The sequence below is a fragment of the Pseudomonas sp. SK2 genome (genome assembly GCF_016772395.1).
Lineage (GTDB): Bacteria > Pseudomonadota > Gammaproteobacteria > Pseudomonadales > Pseudomonadaceae > Aquipseudomonas > Aquipseudomonas taiwanensis.
On record NZ_CP061944.1, the window covers coordinates 1,558,696 to 1,575,886 of the forward strand.

The 17,191-nt window shown below is 56.7% G+C and carries 5 protein-coding genes; 4 read left to right on the forward strand and 1 reads right to left on the reverse strand.

The window, feature by feature from the left end; all coding sequences use genetic code 11:
* Positions 1 to 276: 276 nt before the first annotated feature.
* The gene (locus IF103_RS06990; RefSeq protein WP_202675974.1) at positions 277 to 5,391 is read right to left on the reverse strand and encodes an RHS repeat domain-containing protein; all 5,115 of its coding nucleotides are present in this window, start codon (positions 5,389 to 5,391) and stop codon (positions 277 to 279) included.
* A 413-nt stretch (positions 5,392 to 5,804) separates the two neighbouring features.
* Here IF103_RS06990 and IF103_RS06995 point away from each other — a divergent pair, with 413 nt between their 5' ends.
* The 4 genes from IF103_RS06995 to IF103_RS07010 all read left to right on the forward strand — a co-directional run bounded on the left by IF103_RS06995 (position 5,805) and on the right by IF103_RS07010 (position 17,053).
* Positions 5,805 to 7,616 carry a hypothetical protein gene (locus IF103_RS06995; RefSeq protein WP_202675975.1) on the forward strand — a complete coding sequence of 604 codons (1,812 nt, stop codon included), beginning with the start codon at positions 5,805 to 5,807 and terminating at the stop codon, positions 7,614 to 7,616.
* A 72-nt stretch (positions 7,617 to 7,688) separates the two neighbouring features.
* On the forward strand, positions 7,689 to 10,217 hold the full coding sequence (locus tag IF103_RS07000; RefSeq protein ID WP_202675976.1) for a hypothetical protein: 2,529 nt from the start codon (positions 7,689 to 7,691) through the stop codon (positions 10,215 to 10,217).
* Positions 10,218 to 10,219: 2 nt separating this feature from the next.
* Entirely contained in the window at positions 10,220 to 13,171 is a 2,952-nt protein-coding gene (locus IF103_RS07005; protein WP_202675977.1) for a hypothetical protein, read from the forward strand.
* A 51-nt stretch (positions 13,172 to 13,222) separates the two neighbouring features.
* A complete protein-coding gene (locus IF103_RS07010) occupies positions 13,223 to 17,053 on the forward strand; it encodes an RHS repeat domain-containing protein (protein WP_202675978.1) in 3,831 nt (1,276 codons plus the stop codon).
* Positions 17,054 to 17,191 lie beyond the last annotated feature (138 nt).

Here is a 17,191-nt window from a genome sequence, read left to right on the forward strand (position 1 = left end):
GCTCAGGTGGGCTCGTGGTGGGCGCCTGAAGCTGGAAATGAGGGGTGAAGGCAGGTGGTGCTGCCGGGTCACGGTTTTCAGGCGGGGACAGGGTAGGTGGGAGGGGGAGGTTTGAAATGTAGGAAAAGCCAGTAGCTGGAAGGGGATGATTCGACGAAGTAAGTGTTGGGAGGCCTTCGGGATCTTGCCCGCCACCTTTCGGCAGCGGGCTTCGAGATTGACTGGCGGCGCGCGTCGTCCATGCAGGCGCCGTGGGGTTGTGCAGGGTCGGTGTGGTCACCAGTACCCGGGCAGCGTTGGCGGGGCCACCCGTGACGAGTCTATCCTGCCGCCCCTAAGACTACTGGGTTTAAATACCCCGCCTTTGTATTTGCCAACAATGAAAACTCCCCATTGGTTGCCATTCGGCGCCGCCGGTGCACCGTTTTGCATTGGTAGTGCCATACCTCCGTTTTGTGGAGCGGCTACGGAGCGGGTCGCTTGTGCAGACCCGGTAGCATTGCTGCTTGCGGCAGGGGCAGGCGTAGATGCCGAGCTTGGTCCCGGAGCTGACGAAGGTCGTTCGGTCAATGACCGTAAACTCGCGCGAGGTCGCTGAATAATACCTCTTGATGATCTACTCGAGTAGGAAATGTGAGTTGTATAATTGTTCGTAATGTTCTGAACTATTGTCTTCCCACCTGTATTCGCCGTCATTACAGGCGCCGCCGCCGCCTGCGTTGAATTCGCCCCCGCTCTGAGTGCTTTCACCGCCCCTCTGGTCGCCGCAGCCCCATACCCTGACGCGAACATACCGATGACGGAAAACACGATCGCAAAGTTCTGCAGCAGGCCCGACACTTCCGGGTTGCTGTAAGTCATCGCCGTCGCCACCCCTTGCATGACCAAGGCGATGCCGTTGGCTGCCACACCGATCACGCCGACGACATAACTGGTGGTCACGCCGATGATGGCCGGTGCCGTCCATGGCATTGCTATCGCCGATGCCACGAAAATGGCGGCGGCGGCAGCCACGCCAATCCAGGCATACCAAGGCACCTTGGGCTTGTCCTCTTCGATGCGTTCCAGTGGTGCCTCGCGGCCGCGGGTTACGGGCACGTTGCGGTGGCCGCTCGGGTCTTGCCAGTAAACGGGGTTGCCCAGGGCGTAGACGTACGGGTTGATGCCGGCCTCTTCGGGCGGCAGCGAATCAGGGCTGTGGAAGCGCATCAAGACCGGGTTGTAGGCCCGGTAGCCGCTGCCCAGCAGATACCAGCCAAAAGCACGCTCGCGCGCCTCGCCGTTGAAGGCCAGCAGGCTGCGCATTTGCTTTTCAGTATCCTCAGGCAGTTGCTCACCATAGGGGGCATAGTGGGCATGGCGCGTGCCGTCTGCATCGTGCTCGGTGTTCACGCTGCCTGCATGGTCGGTCAGCAGCAATATGGCGCTGCCTGCTTGCTGCTGGCCCTGGGCTTGGCCGCCGGCATACAAGTACTCTGTGAGCAGGCCGTCTTCCAGAATGCTGTCCAGGGTATGCCCCTGATAGCGCCGCTGCGACTTGCGCTCATCGGTGCCCGAGTAAAGCAACTGATCATGCCCGTCGTAGCCGTACTGTGCCGCTACCTTGTTGTTGGCATCCTGCACCCGGTGCAGGCGACCGAGGCTGTCGTAGTACAGGGCATTGCCGCATTCATCATTGAGCATGTTGCCCAACTCATCGTATTGGAACGACTGTTCTGCCGGGCACCCTTCAGGAGGCAGGGTATGGGTGACCTTCTGTAACCGGAACCTGTCTTGAGATGAGTAGGTAAAGTTCGCGTCGTCCCGGTCTCCGTTGTTGAACGTTGTGCGGCAACGCTCGATGTTGTCTACCGCGTCGAACCTGAACAGTTGGGTTGTTATCTGCTGGCCGCCGGCGGTTTCGACGGGGCAATCGTACCTGATCAGGCGGCCGAGGTCGTCATACTCGAACATCTCCTCACGCACCTTTTGCTCGCCTTGCCAAAGTGTTCGCGAATGCAGCATGTCGTTGTCCAGCCACACTTGCACCAACGTGCGCACGTGGGTGCCGGCGCTCAACGTGCGGCGGGTCTCCCTGCCCAGGGTGTCGTAGTGCAGGGTGCACAGGGTGACGGGCTGTTTTTTCAGGTCGGGGTTGGTCGTGTCGCGCGTCTCTGTGCTTTCCAGCAGCCCGGTGTCTTTGGAGTAGCTCAGCGTCGACTGGAGTTTGCCCTGTGTCACCGTTTTCAGCCGGCCCAACTCATCATAGGCGTAGTCACAGGCCTGGCCATCGCTGTGCTTGCGTCGCGTGGGCAGCCCTTGCCAGGAGTGCTGGTAAGTGGCGCTGTACGACGTGCCGTCAGTGTCGGTCAAGTGCTCTTCGCTAAGGTCGCCCTGGTCGTTGTACACATATCGGCGTTTACCCAACGCGTTGTTGGCATGGATAATTTCCGAGCTCTCACCGTCATAGTCGAAGTCTGCTGCCTGCTGGCCTTCTTGTGTCGCACGCCCGTGTTCATCTTCCCGTGTTGCAACGAGCTTGCTGGGTTGCTCGGTCAGCTCCGGCTTGTATTCATAGGCGATGACCCGCTTGCGGACGCCCTTGCCTGTTGCTTCGCGGCTAAATGATGTGCGCGTGTCGACCAGGTGGGTCATGCCCTGATAGGTGTATTCTTCTACCCGCGCACCCACACTCATGTGGACAAGGCGGCCAAGCCCGTCGAACTTGCGCTCGTAGAGCATTTGCTCAGGTGAACTGCTGTCCACTTTCAAATGCAGTTCCGTGACCAGCTCGCCCATGCTGTGGTTGGCGAACGTGCGCGACAGGGTGCTGTTGTCAGGCCGCTGGTGGGTGGTCATGCGCCCGAGGGCGTCGTAGGTAAACCTGCTGGTGAATGTTCTGAGTTCCGGAACGTTGAGTGTTTCGGTTCGGCTCAGGCAGCGACCAAGGCCGTCGTAGGTAGAGTCAGTGCGACCGGCCACGCGTGAAACCCATTTCGCACCGCTTTCAGGGGCTTCGGGGTCATCCACTGCTTCTTCTACCAGGCGGTACTCATAAACGGGTTTGTTGAAGCGATTGAGCTTGCTTACGGTCTGCTGCAGCCTGCGCCCAGGCGCGTCCGGGCTCTCGATCCAGCGGGTGACCAGCGGGCCACCGGGTTCGAGCGGCGATGTGTCAACGCATTCCTTGATGCCATCGGGGCGCACGGTTTCACACAGTTGGCCCCAGCCATCATAGGCGTAGCGTGACTCCAGCTCGAGAACGCGCGGCTCTGGCGCCCCGTCCTTGCCCGGTAGATAGTCATAGGTGGTTTCGCTCTGCAAGCGGCCGGCCGAGTCATAATGCTGCTCGGCCATCGTGCGCTTGACGACCACCCCGGTCACGGCATCCTTGGCTTCGCGCTCCTCCCGGATCGGGCGGTGACTGCCATCGAAAACGATCCGTGTGATTACACCTTTGCTGTCGGTGGTTTCTTCGCAAGCGCGTTTGCGGCGGTTGTCGTCGATCAGCTTATAGACGGTGGTACGTGTGGTGGCAAAGTCAGTACCGGGGCTTGCGATCGTCGCAGTGACGCGGCCAAGTACATCATGGTGGTAGCGGGTGAACACATCGTTGGCATCGTGTTCCAGCACCACCTGGCCGTCGTACATGGAATAGGTGGTGGCCGTTTTTTTCACAAGCGTATGGGTGTGGTCGGTAAAGGTTTCGGTACTGCGGCTCCAGGTGAGTTCGCCGTTGTCGTCCTTGACCTTTTCGTACTTCCACTCGCTGGTGGTTGTCTTGTCGTTGATCGTCAGCGATTGTTGATCGAGTCGCCCATGCAGGAACGGCGTGTCCATTTTGTCCAGGTAGCGGCGATGCTTGCTGTTCAGTAGTTTGCGTTCTTTACCGAGACCTTCGAATGTGTCTTCCTGTTCCAGTGACAACCATGCTGGCAGGTCCAGGTCAGGATCCGTTTGTGGCAGTGCGGCCAGGCGGGTATAGACGTATTCGCTACTGATGGTCTGGGCCTGTGGTTCTCCCGGGCTGGATGGGGCGGCAGGGTGGATGACGACGGACTTGAGGTTGCGTTCAAAGCCTTCCGGGTCATCCGCACCAGGGTAATAGGTGCGTTCCATGCGCGAGCCGTCAGCTTTGAGCTCCGTCAACAAGTTGCCATGGTCATCGTAGGTGGTTTGCGTCTGCTCGTAGTCGCCCACCGTCGGATCGCCCACCTTACCCCAGGACTTCGTCACGCTGGCTGGCAGCTGGAAATACGTAGGTTGATCTTTGAACTGTACGTTTGCTCTTTCGTGATACACCGTTTTGATGGTCTCGATACAGCCGTTATCCGTGGTCGCCTGAGACGTCATCAAGTGGAACCGGTTGAACGTGCTTTCGACCGTTCGGTAGATTTTATTGTCGCGGTAGTGCTCGGCGGTAGATCCGTATTCAAAGGTATGACCTGTAAACTTGTAGAGTTGGTCCGTTCCATCCTCAGTGCCATACACCAGCCCTGTGCCGTTACCTAAGAAGTTATTGCTGGAATAAGTGTATTTCGTGAGGATATGCGTGCTGCTGTCACGCTCATCGGGTTTGACCCAGTGCTCATTGACGGAGGGTAAGTATCGGTCGATGCCTGGATATTTATGGCCAGCAGTCCCCTCGTGATAACTGATCGTTTCCAGGCCTTTGTCGGGGTTTTCGACACTGACGAGGAAGGGCAGTTGATCGTAATGTTTGTATTTCAGTTCCCAGTATTCGTCGGCCGATGTGGGCAGGGTTAATTTTCTAAGTTCGTTGTTCTCCAGGTCCAACGTGTACTTGGCCGGGCGGCGCGTTGTGGGGTTGACGATCACCTCTGCCTGGATGTCGGAGGGGTATTTTATCTCCAGCAGTGTACGACCCGTGTCATCTTTGATGAGCTGCAGACGTGCCTTGGACTTACGGGTGTCGTAACTCAGATTGATGCCATGGCCAGAGGCTCCCATGACACGGACAGGCACGGCAATGGTCGCGTCGTTTACCTGAGGCTCGAGTATCTCCACCAGGCCGCCTTTATGGGCAACGCGAAGGCGTTTCCGATTGCCTTTACTGATGTTGCTGAAGCGAAAGCTGTCCAGTTTCTTTTCTACGATAACAGGCGGATTGCCCGGTCCGTTGTCGGCGACGTTAAACGATTCGCCGGTGTGCAGGGCGAGCATGCCGGTGCTGATATTGAACGTGCTTAGTTTAAGGCTCCAGCCCATGCCAAACCCGTTGTTATCGTTGCTCATTGGGTTGAAGTTCAATTGCAAGGGCAGGTCTGGGCCGCACTGATCGTTGGCATTCAAAGCGGGAAGGGCAATGGACAACGTGTAGAGGCCAGTACGAGGGTCGACGCTGCTCTGCATGAAACTTGAGAAATTGAATGCATTCGATGTGGTTGCCATGATGCAGGTTCCTGGGGGGGCGGTATGCGTTGAATGGCCTGTGTTCAGCGATGGGCCCACTACCAGAATTTTTCCGCTGGGGCGGATACGCCCTCGTCATAACTGCTGTGCGGTAGTCAGGGATCGCATTCGAGACAAGCTGTCTACCCCGAAGGCTAAGAAAAAAGCCAACTACATGCACCTGGCAAAACTGCTAGGTCTGTGCGCTTCCCCGCGTTTCGGGCCGTACGCGGTCAACCTGTTATTTTTGCTAGTTGTGGGGCAGGCGAGGTCGGACTAAAACTGTCCGGGCAAGCAACTGAGCCGGGTGACAGGCATTGTAAGAATGCCGTTTTCGCGCTGTTTATTTAGCTAATTGATGGATGCGCACCTGAGCGAAGTGCAGGTGTTCGCCCTTTTATGGAAGTTTCGATATGAATGAGCAGCTTGATAAAGACGAGGCTTTGGAGGCGCCCGCGATTGAGGGCTTGACTGCATTCGGTGAAATTGATCTGGATGAACTCGGCAACAAGCCTCTGAAGACCTTGATCAAATACACAGGTATGAAGATTGACGATCTGGTGCGGGTGCGCTGGCTGGGCCGTAGTGTTGCCGGCGAAGCGTATGACTTCGCAGCGGACTATCCCGTCCAGGACGAACATCTGGACGACGGACTCCAAATAGAGATCGCGAATGGTTATATCGCAAATGCCGCAGGCGGTGAGGCATTTTATTCCTATACCCGTCTGGCTGATGGCCCGGTGCCTGACGCTGAGTCGTTACGAACGTTTTGCTATATCGGCGTGAGGCCGCGCGGACAAGTTGAAACACCGTCTGTACTGCACGCTATTCATTCCCATGGATTGATCATTCAACCCGATAAGCTGCCAGGCGCAGGTATGACCGTTGTGGTGCCCCGCTACCAGTCAATGCAGGAGGGAGACAAGGTCACTCTAACGGTCGAGTGCTATGAGCCGGACGGGACGCGCGATGACACCTGGAAAAAGGTGGTCACGGTCGGTAAAACCCACCTCGATCAAAATACCATTAGTGATGGCGTGCCCAGAAGTTACTTCGATTGGATCGACCCAGGCTATGTGTTGGCCTACTACGAGATTGAATTCGCAGTGGGTGGGCGCCTGAAATCACCGGTGCAACGCTTGGAGGTCGAATCGAGAAGCGGCAGTTTGCCTGGCTATCTCGACAAGCCGGCCATCGAAGGCCACAGCGAAGGCGACCCGCTGGACCCGAACAAATACCCCGATGGTTTGCTGATCAAGTTGCCCAAGTATCCAGGCATTGCAGATTCGGACCACCTCATCCTGATCTGGTCTATCCCGGGGGGAGCGCAATACCTGCCATCGCGTGTGGACCCCAGCACGCGGGCTGCCGATTCGATCGTGTTCCAGATCAGCCCAGAGCTCTTGGCCATCAGCCGGGGTAGCACTGTGAATGTTTCGTACTTGTATGGCCGCGAGGGTGCTGCGTTGAGCTCGCAAGTGCTGCAAGTCGATGTGCAACTTGTACGTTCCCTGGGGGGGCCTAGGGTAGAAGGCGCCGATCAGGATGGCGCGGGTGATCGTGGCCATATACTGGCTGATAGCGCCAACCCTGGTGGTGTCTACATTAATGTGCCTGCCGGTATCGTATTGCCGGATGAGGTGCTGCATGTGCATTGGAGTGGCTATGGGCCGCTTGGCGAGTATGTAGCCGAAGCACCGTTCTCAGCAGAGAAGCCGTTGCGCTTCCACATCCCGGCAAAATATGTTCCTGCCAATATGGGCCGCACTCCGGTGGACACCAGTTTCCGATTCGACGTGTTCTATAGATTGTCGAAAGCGCCAGGCGATTATATCGATTCACTGCCTTACAAATTGCGTATCAAACCATTGGACAGTGGACTTCCGACGGTTGACCTACCGCCTGGACCAGTCTCTCTCGGCGCGATGCCTGAGGCGGGAGTCAAACTGTCCATGGGGACTTGGCCGTTCATTGCGCCAGGCCAACTACTGACGATAGTGATGGAGGGGGTGAGTGGGCAGAACGCGCCGGTAGAGGTCATTGTTCGGGACCAACAGGCGGTGACGGAGTCCGAGAGCCTGCGGGGTGTGAGTGTAATGCTTGCAAAATCAGAGTTTCGAAAGTTGCAGGTAGGGGAAAGCTTTACCTTGTATGGCAGGGTTAGCTTCAATGGTGGTGAGTTCTATTTGAAATGCCCTTCGCAGTCGTCGAAGTTGAACCCGTAATTTAAGAAATTCATTACTTTTGTGCATGCAGGCTCCACGGTGATCGTGCGGGTGTCTGCTAGGGAGAATAGTATGGCCAGGCTGAACTTGGATCAATACAGCAAATACATGCGTGCGGCGCCCCGCACCCGGGGGTTCGGGGCCTTTCTGGTCTATGATCGCCAAAAGGCCAACTTATTGTTGATGCAGGAGCATATCTTGCGGGCCGATAAACAGGCCTGGATAGAACCGGTGTCGGGTGAAAAGCAAACTGAAAACGGTAAGTTTTCAAGGTTGTCGGATTTTGCCTTTGGTGCACCGGTACTGTCGTTTGAAAATTCCAACATCAGCAGTTCGAGGGCTGCGCTGAGCATACCGGTTGTGGGTGGCAAGCTGACCGAATGGAGCCGAGAGCCAGGGGCCGAGCTGCCAACGCTGGTGGGTATCACGCACATGGACCCGCTGACCGCACCACGCGTCAAGATGAACATCAGACTCAGTGAAGGTGCAGGTGGTGTGGTTGATGAAGACGGTCGCGTGTATCTGGACTTGTCGGAAAGCAGCGGTTACTCCTTTGAAGTGAGCCAATGGGAAGAACTGAATACCAAACTGGGTGAGTTGATCGAAGAGAAGTTCAAGGACCCCGAGAGGGGGGAGCAGATCTGGGAGCTTAATAAGCTCGCGCCGGTTGAAGGGAGTTTAAACCCGACTTCATTCAGAGTGCGCACACACTCGCTGGCCAAGGCAGGGAGCACGGTCGCCAGTACGAATCAGGCGGATCTGGAAGAAGGCGCGGTCATTGTGGGGCTGGAGTTCAATGGTGGCACGGATGGCAGTTTCCCTGATGCGGATGGGGATATGCCGTTTCTGCTGCCTGAGCGCGAGTCTGGTGGTGCGTATACGATGAACGTTGTTTTATCCAACGAAGCGTGGTTTAAGCAGGTGGTTTCGTTACTCGCTGAAAGTATGGATGGGATCGAGGTTGCTGAACTTAAGTATGAGCGCGACGATAAAACATTTGTTGTCGCGGTTTCTGGGGTTCGACTTCGTTACAGTCGATATGAGGAGTTGGTGAGAGCCACCGATGGACCTCTAAAAGGGTGCTACTGGGCTGCGCGTGTTGGAGATGATGCTGAGTTGTTGGGCCATTTTCGATTTACTGCTGTCGGTGAAGGTGATATTCAAGTTGAATGGAAGCCTGAAGAGAAAATTGGACAAATAGAGGTCTATAGCCCAAGAGATGTATTTTTATCGTATATGTCGACGCTTCACTCTGACTTTAGGGCGGTTTGCACACTTAGTCTAGACAAGACAAGTCACGTCCTGACCATGGTCAAAGGCGATGTAGAGGTTACCGGTGGTGCATGGACTGTACCCTACAATGGAGGTGACGAAAATGGCGGAGCGACGGGTAAGTTTAAAGACAGTGTGCCTGCTATTAAGGCTGAAATTAAGTCTGCAATTGAAAAGGCAATGGCCTCTATTGTCGGTCGAATAGAAGTTGTGGACCTCTTACGTCTGAATGGCTTGCTCTTCCGCAACGGTCAACGCTCAGTCATGGATACATTGTTCGCCACTGGCGATATCTCGATGCTAGGTGAACTCGCCCCCACCCTTACGGCCTTCGCGATCGACCCAATTGAAAAAAGGCTTATCGCCGGCAGCACGCAACAGCTCACGCTTACGCCTAAACCTCAGCCTGGCGAGACGGTCACCTGGGAGGTGAAGGCGCTGCCCGATGACCCCGAAGCACCCGTAGGGCCCGAAAAACTGGGTGAAGTCGTCAACGAGGTGTACAAGGCGCCCAAGGCCGAAACGATCGCCGGCAGATTCCGCCAGGTCATCATTACCGCAACGGTGGGTGTCATCAGCAGCAGCGCCCTGTTCACCATCGTACCCAAAGCCGTGGCGGTAAGGCCGAACTTGCAAAATGCGCTCTTCTCCCTTCCCGGTGTGCCCCAGCGCTACGTGTTGGAAGGTGGCAGCGTCGAATCGGTACTGGACTGGACAACCGGTACCGGTTTCAAGGGAGAACTGCGTGATCCACTCCCTAGCGAATTCGAGGAATTGAATATTCCAAGGGACAAGAACACCAAAGTCTACGTCGCACCCGCAAAAGATCCTGACTTTGGGGAGGTGCTGGGTGCGCTCATGCACCTGGACCAGGTGCACGTCACAGGTGCTGGCCGTACCGAGACCATCGATATCACGGTGCTCTGGCATGCGACTACCGCCACCCTGAAGGTCGAGGCGCAAGGTGACGCACTGAAGCTGGTGCTGGCTGTTCAGTCGTGGGGCGGTGGTCCGGTGGATCTGCCACCTGACCAGACAATATGGTTCGTGGCCAAGGGCAAAGGCACCCTCGACGAAACCGTTGGTACCTATAAGCCAGCGGCGGATGAAGGTGACTACGTGATCATCGCCGGTGTGGGCCGGGCTTCGGGGCAGTGGAACTACGCTGTGCTGCCCATGCCGTACACCGCCGATGAGGCCAAGATCTTCCATGAGGTGAACAACGCCATCAAAGGCACGAACACCAGGGTTGCGCACACCGCCGAGCAACTCCAAGCCATGGAGGAAGTGAAAAAGATCTTCGGCAGCCAGAGTGTGACAAGGACCTGATCATGACTACCAATACCAAGGAAACACTCCTCGAAGAACTGGCAAAAGGCGACAGCATGCGGCGTTGGGGCGCGGTACTGGCGCTTGGCCGCGATGCTGTCAACGATGCCTTGCAGGCCAATTTCGTCGAGCAGTTCGATCAGCGCGGTGGGTTGCCTGTCATCAACGGGGAGTATTTCATCGACCCTGCCACCAGAACCGAAAGGGTGGCGTTCCAGAACCTTACGCTGGGCGCGCCACAGGTGTCTTTCAAAGGCGCCGTGGGCGTTTCGACGCAGGTGAGGGTGAGCATGGAGTTGCTCACCGGGCAGTGCGTTTCGTCGACGGTCATGTCTGGCAATGTAGAGCAGTTCAGACGAAGCCACCTGTTGGAAATGGGCATGGGCTATCGATTCGAAGCCTACGCGCAACTGAAGGCTCAACCACACCCGTATCTCGAGAAGTATCAAGTGGTGCTCGACTTCAGCGGTGCCAGCGAGCCCAGTTGTACACTGGGCGGCAATGGCTACGCTGCGGTGAAGATGGGCGAGTTCATCCTGGAGCAACTCAAGTACGAATGGGTGCTCAACAGCCCATTGCCGGTGCTGGAGTTTGATATTTTCGGGCACAGTGGCCTGTCAACGCGTCGTATCGATGTGGTTGCGCAGCAAGCACCCGCCGGAGGTGGCGGTGGTGCATCACCGGAAGACGATGGAGCGTTGTTGGTGCTGATGCAACTGGTTGGAGGCGAAGAGGTTGGGCAGACGACCAGCTCCATCCCGTATTTGTTGCCGCGCAAGAATAACACTGCCAACTATACAAGTGCACTGTTGGTCAGCCGGGAACGTGCGCCAATTGCCAAGGAACGACCCAGTGTAACGCTGGAGCAACTGGTATTGCCCGACGCCTACGAAGTGGTGTTGGAGCAGCAGGAGCACAACCCGCACGACATGATCGTCTTTGGCGATGTCAGTGCTACTGCATCCTCCCGTCGACCCGTGCCACGAATTGCCAAAGCATCGGCAGGTAAGAGCGCACAGTTCTCGGTCGCCAATCAGTCCGTTGACTTCTGGACGGCACGTGACGTGGTTACCCCACGCGACTCGGGTGAAATCGAAGCTGGCAAGTACACCGCGCCCGGGGCCAGAACGTTCCCGCTTCGCCAGCGCCTGGTGAACGTCAAGGCAAACTTTGCGGAGATTCAGCAAGGGGCGAGCAAGTCGGCATTGGTGGTGGCTTCCAGCGAGCCGCTGGTCATTTTACCGCGTGTGGTGATCTGGACCAAGGGGGATGGCCCCGTGCGGCTGACCGCATCGCAGGGTGGTCGGTTGGAGTGGGAGCCTGATGGCGACACGTTTGGCACCATCGTGCGGGACCCTGAGGGCGACAGTGAAACACCGCATGCTCTATATACACCGGAGGAGCCCACATTCAGCCCGCCCGTTCGACTGCAGCGAATCAAGGTCACCAACTGGGGCGGGGACAGTGGCTACGCGACGGTGGTGATCCTGGCTTCGCGTGCGGCCCTGCAACTGCAGCCATTCCACGTGCCGAACATGCCTGCGTCAGGCTCGCAGCGGTTTGACCTGAACCCAGTGTTCGCCGAACAGCCCGCGCATGACACATGGGGGGGGCGCCCGGCGGTGCAAAGTACAACGTGGGAGCTGTACGGTGAGGGCGAACTTGTAGATGGGAAGTACACCGCGCCAGCCACGAGTTCAGGTCCAGCCAGTGTAGCGGTGGGTGTATTTGGCGGTCAGGCTGGCATTGCAGTGATTGAACACAATGATAATGCCGGCCCGCGTAATACCATTGGTTTGCAGCGCTGGATGGCGCTGAGTGAGTTCAAGTTGTTGCTCAATGACACATCGCGAAAAAAAGTATGGGCAAACGGCAGGCAACAAGTGGGTATCGATATCCACATCAAAACCGCGCCACTCAAAGATGAAGATGGCAATAATATTTACGATCCGGTAAGCGATGCAGAGTTGGCGACGCTGCAGCTCACTCATCGCGATGGCACCCCGATCGAGTGGTTGCCGGCTGACACTGAGGCAATGAGGGCGGACGGGAGAAATTGGGCAGCTAGCAAGTTTCGCAACCGCTTTGATTATTTACCCGCCGGCGAAGGATTGGTGTCTGAGCAGGAGGCAAAACAACCGCAGGCGAGGAAGGAGCAGTCCCAGGCCGTGGCGGTAAAGGGGCCGGAGGAGGCACTACGCATCGTCACGGTTTACCTTCAAACCACGGAAGCCGAAGTGCGTTGGATTCGGGCCAAGTTCCAGAGCCATCGCAACACCTGGCATTACTCTATTGTACAGCATCCCAGTGGAGAGGGGGAGGTGGAACTGGGTGGGCTGGTACCCAGAAAGCTGGATGTAGCAGACCTCGAACCGTTTACGGGAAAACGCGTGGCCCAGGCATCAGGGTTTGATGTGGTCGATGAACGCGGAAGAGTTGTCGACGGCCACAATTACTGGCACTACACCACGGACTATTGGGTCTTGCGCGCCAGGGGGCAGCGCCGCTTTGTCGATGTGCGCTTCGATCATGTTTCCATACTGAAGTACGAAAGCGAGTTGTTGGATGAAGCGTTCAGCAGTTACGTCGGCGTTGCCTATGTTCCGCGTGTGCTGCCGGGGCGCACCGTGGATCGACGGATTGAATATCAGGCAGAGCTGGAACTGATGGCCTTGAATCGGGCGGGCACCCCACTGAATCGCGAGTTCGCAAACAATGAGCACTTGTCCTCAGGCACATTGCTGGTTTCGCTCGAGCGGGTTTCAGATATGAAGTTCTGGTATGCCGGTCCGGGTGATCATTGGCCCAAGCGTCTGGACGGCCCCTTGAAATTCATCGTGATCGATAACTATGGGACGGACCACGCACTTTATATCAACTGGGGATTGCAGTTGGACGATGGTTCTATAAGCCCTATTGATTCACGCAACTATCTGCACTGGAAGCTCCAGTGATGGCGCCTGCCCCTGCGGGGGCAGCACGTACTTCGAATGAGGGAATAACACATGACAACGAATTCGCTGGTGCATTCCAATGCATTCAACTTTATGAGTTTCGTTCAAGGCGGCGTTGACCCACGAACGGGTCAATATAATGTGTCGCTTGAGTTGCCGGCGTTGGTCGCCAACCGTTTGAACGGTCCCCACTTGCCCCTGCGCATTGGCTTCAACCCCATGAATCCCGAGGATTCTGGCTTTGGCGCGGGTTGGCGTTTGAACCTGAGCGAATATGACCCGGAAAGCCAGATGCTCAGCCTGCACAGCGGTGAGCGGTTCAAGGTGTTCGACAACGGCCCGGGCAACGAGCCCGTGATACCGGAACGCAAGATCGAGAGTTTCCACTTCGAGAATATTTCTGATGACAAGGCCACCCTTTATCGTGTGGCACACAAGTCGGAGATGATCGAAGTGCTGGGGTTGCACGACATGGCCGAGCAAGGCAAACCCACCCGGCAAGTGGCGCTGCCGGTGCGCGTGCTGACGCCGACCGGGCATGGGATTTCCTTGACCTACAAACAGGTGGATGTGCGCTCACCACAGCCGGGTGTTCCAGCCAAGCGCGTGCCCTGCCTTGAGCGGGTGGAAGACGACAGTAAACGTAGGCTGCTGGAAATCGATTACTCGAACCTGAATCGAGTGTTGATCACCCTCAACCCAGGTTCGGTGGCCCAGGCTGTCTATACACTGGAGTGTAACAACAGTGAGCTGGTCAAGGTCACGTTGCCGACTGCGGATAAAGGCCGCTGGGCGTTCAGGTACAGGCTATTCGGCACGGTACGTTGCATTGAGGAGCTGTGGACTCCTGTCAATGGCCGTGAAGAAATTATCTACAAAGAACGCGGGCATGCGCTGCCCGGCGGTGAGCGCAGGACGCTGCCTCATGTAGAGCGGCATGTGGTCAACCCGGGTTCAAACCAGCCGCCACTGCGCACTGACTATGCATTCAGCTCCAATAACTTCCTGGGTAACAATACAGGTATTACCTGGGGCGATGACGGCGAAGACAACCTTTACAAGGCCACGGGTGCGGACTACCGCTATGACGGCACGGCCACGCATTACAAGGGCGACCAGCCGGTGTATACGGTCAAGTCGACATTCAACCGTTTCCATTTGATGGTCGAGCAGGTCACCACGCAGAACGATTGCATCGAAACGCAGACCCTTGTCTACCCGGAAATTGCCAACCGGCAGTTCAAGGACCAGCCTAACAACTTCCAGCTGGCAGAAACCACCACCACGTCCTGGCGCAAGGGCTTGGCCGGGGCGCCCCGAGAAGAGACGTTAACCACCCGTTACGACGAGCATGGCAACCTGGTGGAGAAAATCGAAGCCACCGGCAAGCGCACGCTGATGTCGTACTACCCGTCCGCGGACGACCCGGAAAGGTTCGTGCGTTCGCTCGAGACCGAAGAGGTTGTTCCGGGGCCTGGCGAAGCGGGTGCCGAAGCTTTGCGCAACGAGTACCGCTATCAGCGGGTTTCTTCCCTGGATAACGACGGGCATGCACGCGGAGCCCTATTGCGTAGCCAGGAGCAACAGCTGCGCGTGCGTGACGGGGTGTTGTTGTCGCAGGTGGATACCCTCTATCACGATGCGCCGCTTGACTCTCTCAAGCATGGTCGTCTCGCTGAACAGAAGCTGACGCTCAATGGCAAGGTCACCAAAACCGACTACGCATACAGTGAGGTTTCGGTAGAGGGGCACGCGGCGGTCCAGACAGAAGAAACCTTGACCGGCTTCGATCACGGTCAACCCCTGCAGCCGCGTGAGGTGAAGTATGCCAAGGGGAAAGTTGCGCGGCATGCCCAGAAAGTCAATACGCTGCAGCATTCCATACTGATTGGCGAACCGTTGCTCAACTATGACGACAATCAGGTACAGATTGCCTACACGTATGACGAACTGCGTCGCGTAACGAGCGAGACAGTCGACCCCAAGGGCAAGTACAAGGCAACGCGCGAGTATCAGTACTACCTGTCGTCCGATGGTCAACAGGCGTGGCAGATGCAAAAGGATGTGAAAGGCGTCAAAACCTGGAGCTTTGTGGACGGGCTCAACCGCGCCGTACGTGTAACGCGCCAGGACCCGGACTTTGGCCCCACCCGAAAAGCCAGGGAAGAGGGGCGTCTCAGCTATTCTGCCCGCTATGACGCACTGGGCAATCTGGTGGAAGAGGTCGAGTATGACTGGCTGGCACTGAAGAACCTGCCGCTGCGAACTCTGTATGAGTACGACGACTGGCGCCAGCGCAGCAGTGAAATGGGCCCGGACAAAGTGCGCATCTGCACGCAGACCGACCCGGTGGGGTTGCCGGACTGCCTTGGGCCGGTACGCAAGGAGTGGCGCGAGTCCATTCCGCGCAAGCTGTTCACCGGCACCACCATTACCCGGCTGAACCTGTTCGAGCAACCTGTGGATGTCGAGCGCATCGACAACCAAGGCAAGCGGGTGAGTTTGCACCAGTACTTCTACGACGGCCTGGGACGCACCGTGCGCGAAGTGGATGCGCGCGGTTATGAAACGGCCACCACCTATGATGAGTTTGACAGGCAAGTGGACCAGAAGCTGCCTGATGGTTCGGTGGTGCACCGCGACTATGCCTTGCACAGCAAGGATGATTTGCCGGTCCTGATCAAGGTGCTCGACAGCACCGATGGCATCGATCACGTGCTGGGTACACAAACCTTCGATGGCCTTGACCGTATGATTGAGTCGGTCACGGGTGGGCGCGTGCGTACCATGTTGTATGGCGTCGGGCAGCGTCAGCCTGAGGCGGTGATCACGCCGGCAGAAAACCGCATTGACTATGAATATGTCCCGCAGTTGGGCGAGGAACCACTGAGTCGCAAGACGCTGGGAAAAAATGCGGACTACACCTATGACGCGCAGAATGCCCGCCTGCTGCATTGCACCGAGAACGATGAGACGCTAGAGCGCGAGTATTTCAGTACCGGTGAATTGAAGGTTGAAAGACGCCAGCGCAGTGACGAAGCACAACCGCACGAAATGGTGTATGTGCACAGCCTGAAAGGCCGCATCGTGAGTTATACCGATGTGCTGGGTAAAACCCAGTCTTATGAATACAACCCGTTTGGACAACTGCAACAAACCAGCCTGGAGAATGTCACCAGCACCTTCCGTTATGATGAATTGGGCAGGACCTCCAGTATTCTCACTGAAACCGAGGACGAGGACGGGACCCTGCGCAGCCTGAAGACTGAACTGTTCTACGACGAGTTTGATCGCGAAATCCGCCGTCGCTTCGACTTTGGCGATGCGGTGCAGACATTGGCGCAAACGTATAACGAAGTCGATGGCATCGACAGCAAGACGCTGACAGAGGGTGAGGAAGAGGGGCGGAAGCTGCGCCATGAAACCTTCGACTACGATAATCGGGCGAGGTTGTCGAAGTATACGTGTGAGGGTGCAAACGACTATGTGCCTGTCGACCCATATGGTAACAAGATAGCCAGCCAGTTGTTCCGCTTCGATGGCCGGGACAACATTACCCGGGTCAGGACCGACTTCGAGGGCGGCAGGCTCAATGCCACCTACCAGTTCACCAATGAAAAGGATCCAGTGCAACTGATGGGCATTGAAATGGAGTGGGCAACCGTGGTCAAAACGCAGGGCGGCGACCAAGAAGCGCCTTACGAAAAGGAAACTATCGAACTGCATTATGACCCTGACGGCAACCTGGAACTGGATGAGAAAAAACGCCAGTTAACCTATGACCCGCTGGGGCGCCTGGTGAGTGTATCTGTGCCTTCGCAAGGTATTACTGCCAACTACGGTTATGACCCGTTGGACCGTTTGGCGTCGCAGGAGGCTTGAGCAAACAGTTTTAGGGTTTGATTGATTATCGGCAAAGGCCAGGGCCTGCACGCGTGCAGGCCTTTTTTATTTTAATTCAGGAGCCGTATTGTCAACTGATAAAAATGCCAGTTTTGGGGGTGGTCAATCAGTGATTAA

Coding starts and splice junctions, on each gene's coding strand:
- IF103_RS06990 (WP_202675974.1), bottom strand. CDS start 5,391: ATGGCAACCACATCGAATGCATTCAATTTCTCAAGTTTCATGCAGAGC.
- IF103_RS06995 (WP_202675975.1), top strand. CDS start 5,805: ATGAATGAGCAGCTTGATAAAGACGAGGCTTTGGAGGCGCCCGCGATT.
- IF103_RS07000 (WP_202675976.1), top strand. CDS start 7,689: ATGGCCAGGCTGAACTTGGATCAATACAGCAAATACATGCGTGCGGCG.
- IF103_RS07005 (WP_202675977.1), top strand. CDS start 10,220: ATGACTACCAATACCAAGGAAACACTCCTCGAAGAACTGGCAAAAGGC.
- IF103_RS07010 (WP_202675978.1), top strand. CDS start 13,223: ATGACAACGAATTCGCTGGTGCATTCCAATGCATTCAACTTTATGAGT.